Origin of the sequence: Stenotrophomonas sp. HMWF003 (genome assembly GCF_003061285.1) — a bacterium.
Classification (GTDB): Bacteria; Pseudomonadota; Gammaproteobacteria; order Xanthomonadales; family Xanthomonadaceae; genus Stenotrophomonas; species Stenotrophomonas maltophilia_AP.
Window position 1 is genome coordinate 1 of the sequence record NZ_QAIW01000185.1, and the last position, 3,872, is coordinate 3,872.

Consider the following 3,872-nt stretch of genomic DNA (forward strand, 5'->3'; position numbering starts at 1 on the left):
CGCTACTAGCGGGGGCTCCTCGTTTGGGAGTCCGCGGCCTTCGTCCGGTAGTGCCGGCCGCTGGCCGGCTCCTCATTCCGCCTGCCACCCGGTAGTGCCGGCCGCTGGCCGGCTCCTCATTCCGCCTGCCACCCGGTATTGCCGGCAGCTGTCCGGCTCTTCATTCCGCCTGCCACCCCGGTAATGCCGGCCGCTGGCCGGCTCCTCGCGGTGCCGGATGGGATCATGGGGTTGCCGGCCAGCGGCCGGCACTACCGGTTATGCACTACCGGTCGGTGGTCGGCATTGCCGTGTGCGTTTGCGTCCCTTTTTTGAAACTGTGATGTTGATCTGCGGCGATACGTTGGCGTACTGATGCGCCTGCGTGGGCTGCGAAGCGAACGCCTTGCCGTTGCTTGCTTATGCAACCAATGCCGCTTTCCCGGGCGCGGATGAACCGCGTGAAAAAATGTGACATCGAACACTCAAGTTGCGGCGTCGCGTCGCCGCTATCCCGGGAGAGCGTTGACTTCACCGTCACGTGCCCCTCGCCCCATCCCGCATTCGCCACGACCTCACGCCCAGCGCCCCCACGGCTGCGCGCCACTGCCCTGCCCGGAGTTCCTGCCATGAAGTGGTTCCACGATCTGCCCATCGCCCGCAAACTGGCCGTGGGCTTTACCCTCACCACCCTGATGACCGTCATCCTCGGTGCCTTCGCGCTGGTTCGCCTGAATGGCGCCAACGCCGAACTGGGCGCGATGGCCAGCAACGACATTCCGTCGGTGCAGCACCTGGGCGAGGTGCGCTCGCAGCTGGGTGAATTCCGCACCTACGAAATGGCGCAGGTGAGCATGTTCGACCAGCCGGAAAAGGTGGCCGACTACAACAAGCGCATGGAGACCACCGCCAAGGTGGTCCGCGACGAACTGGCGGCCTACGCGGCCCTGCCGGCCGGTGAGCGCGAACGCGCCCTGTTCGCCAAGGTGTCCGCCGACACCGATGCCTACTTCGCCGCCAGCGTCGAACTGCGCGCCGCCGTCGCCGCAGGTGACGGTGCGCTGGCCCGCCAGGTCTCCGACGAGAAGTCGCGCCCGGCCCGCCGGCAGCTGTTCGACGACCTCAAGACGCTCGGTGCTTTCAGCAACGGCCTGATGGCCAGCAAGATCGCCGCGGCCAATGCCACCCACCGCACCAGCGTGATCGCGATCATCTGCTGCATGGTGCTGCTGTCCCTGGTGGCCGCCGGCCTGGCCTTCATGATCTCGCGCATCATCACCCGCCCGCTGGGCCAGGCCGTGCACGCCATCAAGTCGGTGGCCCGCGGCGACCTGAGCGTCACCATCCGCGCCACCAGCGCCGACGAGGCCGGGCAGATGCTGGCCGCCACCGGCGAAATGACCAGCATGCTGCGCCGCTATTCCGAAGAAACCCGGCAGATGGCCGCGATGCATGCCGGCCCGGATATCTCGCACCGCATGCCCACCGACTTCCCGGGCGTGTACGGCGAGCTGGCCGTGGGTACCAACACGGTGGTGTTCGATCACCTGGATTCCATCAAGGACGCCATCGCGGTGCTGAACCAGTACGCCGCCGGTGACCTGTCGCCCAACGCCCGCCGCCTGCCCGGCAGCCGCGCGATCCTGCACGAATCGATGGACGCCGCGAAGGCCAGCCTGCTGGCCATCAACACCCAGATCCAGTCGCTGGCCCAGGCCGCCGCGGCCGGTGATTTCACCCAGCGTGGCGACGCGCTGCGCTTCGATCACGATTTCCGGGTGATGATCGAGCACCTCAACACCATGATGGAAGTGGCCGACGGCAACCTGTCGCAGCTGTCGCACCTGCTGCAGTCGATCGCCAACGGCGACCTGACCGCGCGCATGCAGGGCCAGTTCCACGGCGTGTTCGCCAGCATGCGCGACGACGCCAACACGACCGTGGCCCAGCTGACCCAGATCGTGGGCCGCATCCAGCACGCGTCGTCCAGCATCAGCACCGCCGCCGGCGAAATCGCCTCGGGCAACAACGACCTGTCGCGCCGTACCGAGCAGCAGGCCGCCAACCTGGAAGAAACCGCCGCATCGATGGAGGAACTGACCTCCACCGTGCGTCAGAACGCCGAACACGCCCGCCAGGCCAACCAGCTGGCGATCGGCGCGCACGGTGTGGCCAGCCAGGGCGGCGATGTGGTCGGCCGCGTGGTCAGCACCATGCACGAGATCGACGCGTCCTCGCGCCGCATCGCCGACATCATCACCGTGATCGACGGCATCGCCTTCCAGACCAACATCCTGGCGCTGAATGCCGCCGTGGAAGCGGCACGTGCGGGCGAACAGGGCCGTGGGTTTGCCGTGGTGGCCTCCGAAGTACGCACCCTGGCCCAGCGCTCGGCCAGTGCGGCCAAGGAGATCAAGGGCCTCATCGACGAGTCGGTCGGCAAGGTGGCCGAGGGCTCGGCGCTGGTCAACCAGGCTGGCGAGACCATGGGCGAAATCGTGGCGTCGGTGCAGCGCGTGACCGACATCATGGCCGAGATCTCCGCCGCTTCGCAGGAACAGTCGGCGGGCATCGAGCAGGTCAACCAGACCATCACCCAGATGGACGAAACGACCCAGCAGAACGCCGCGCTGGTGGAAGAAGCCACCGCCGCGGCCCGTTCGATGGAAGAACAGGCCGGCCACCTCACCGATGCGGTGGCGCTGTTCAAGCTGGATGGCCAGGCGGCGCCGGCGGCGAGCGTGTCGGCTGCCAGCCCCCGTGCCCCGGCCGTTGCAGCGCCGCGTGCGCGTGCGGCGGCGGCGCCGGTGCGCCGTGCTGCGGTCCGCGAGCCGGTGCTGGCCAATGAAGGCGACTGGCAGGAGTTCTAAGCCGCCCTCGTATGTGACGTCTGTCCATGGCACCCCGCTTCGGCGGGGTGTCGTGCATTTGGGCCAGCCAACGCTGGCTACACGGATTGGCCCTACATTAATGTGAACTGCTGCCGATAAACGGACAGAGCCCCGGTAAAACCCGCCGGCGGCGCCCACTCAATTCAGCACGCATCCATGTCCGAAGGCAGCCTTGAGGCACACGACGATCCCCACGCCGCGCACGACGATGGCACGGACGATCGTTACCTGGTCCGCAATCCCCGGCAGATCCGTCAATTGCTGCAGGCATTGATCGACCAGTGTTCGCTGATCAACGCCCACCTGGGCGGGCGGGACCAGTCGTTCCCGACGGCGATCCTGGAGCTGGACGAAGACGAGGACATGCTGCTGCTCGACGGCAGTCCGTCCGAGCCGGCCAACCGGGCGGCGGAGGAAGCGGGGCACCTGCTGTGCTTCGCGCAGCTGGACAAGGTGATGGTTCGTTTCCGGCTGGACCATCTGGAGCGCGTGGGGAGTACGCACCATGTGGCGTTCCGGGTGGCGTTTCCGAGCGAGCTGGTGCACCTGCAGCGTCGCGAGCTGTACCGTCTGGAGACGCCGATCACCGATTCGCCGCAGTTGCTGTTCCCCATCAACGAGGACCGCAGCGAGGCGTTGAGTCTGCGGGTGGTGGACATCAGTGGCGGCGGGCTGGCGGTGACGGTGCCGGTGGACTGCAATGTGTTCGCGCTGCAGAAGCGGTATGACGCGCGGCTGGACATGCCGGAAGGCGGGCCGCTGCAGATTGCGTTGATCGTGTGCAATCAGTTGGCGGTGAAGCTGCCCAACGGGGTGGAGATGAAGCGCGTGGGGATGCGTTTCGATACGCTGCCACGCGGGGGCGACAGTGCGATCCAGCGCTACATTTTCCGCATCGACCGCCAGCGCAGCGCCCGCAAGAATGGGGAGAGTTAGGCGGCTGCTTTTCTTAGGAGCAACTGCAAGTGCAACTGCGGCGGTTCGGTGCTGTCGGGGTGGGTC

Annotated in this window: 2 protein-coding genes; both read left to right on the top strand. The window is 66.9% G+C overall.

What is annotated here, in order from left to right:
• Nucleotides 1-608: 608 nt before the first annotated feature.
• Entirely contained in the window at nucleotides 609-2,849 is a 2,241-nt protein-coding gene (locus DBR34_RS07460; protein ID WP_128096319.1) for a methyl-accepting chemotaxis protein, read from the top strand.
• A gap of 177 nt (nucleotides 2,850-3,026) precedes the next feature.
• Nucleotides 3,027-3,806, top strand: coding sequence for a flagellar brake protein (locus tag DBR34_RS07465; RefSeq protein ID WP_128096320.1), 780 nt, complete (start codon nucleotides 3,027-3,029; stop codon nucleotides 3,804-3,806).
• Nucleotides 3,807-3,872: the final 66 nt, after the last annotated feature.

Coding starts and splice junctions, on each gene's coding strand:
- DBR34_RS07460 (WP_128096319.1), top strand. CDS start 609: ATGAAGTGGTTCCACGATCTGCCCATCGCCCGCAAACTGGCCGTGGGC.
- DBR34_RS07465 (WP_128096320.1), top strand. CDS start 3,027: ATGTCCGAAGGCAGCCTTGAGGCACACGACGATCCCCACGCCGCGCAC.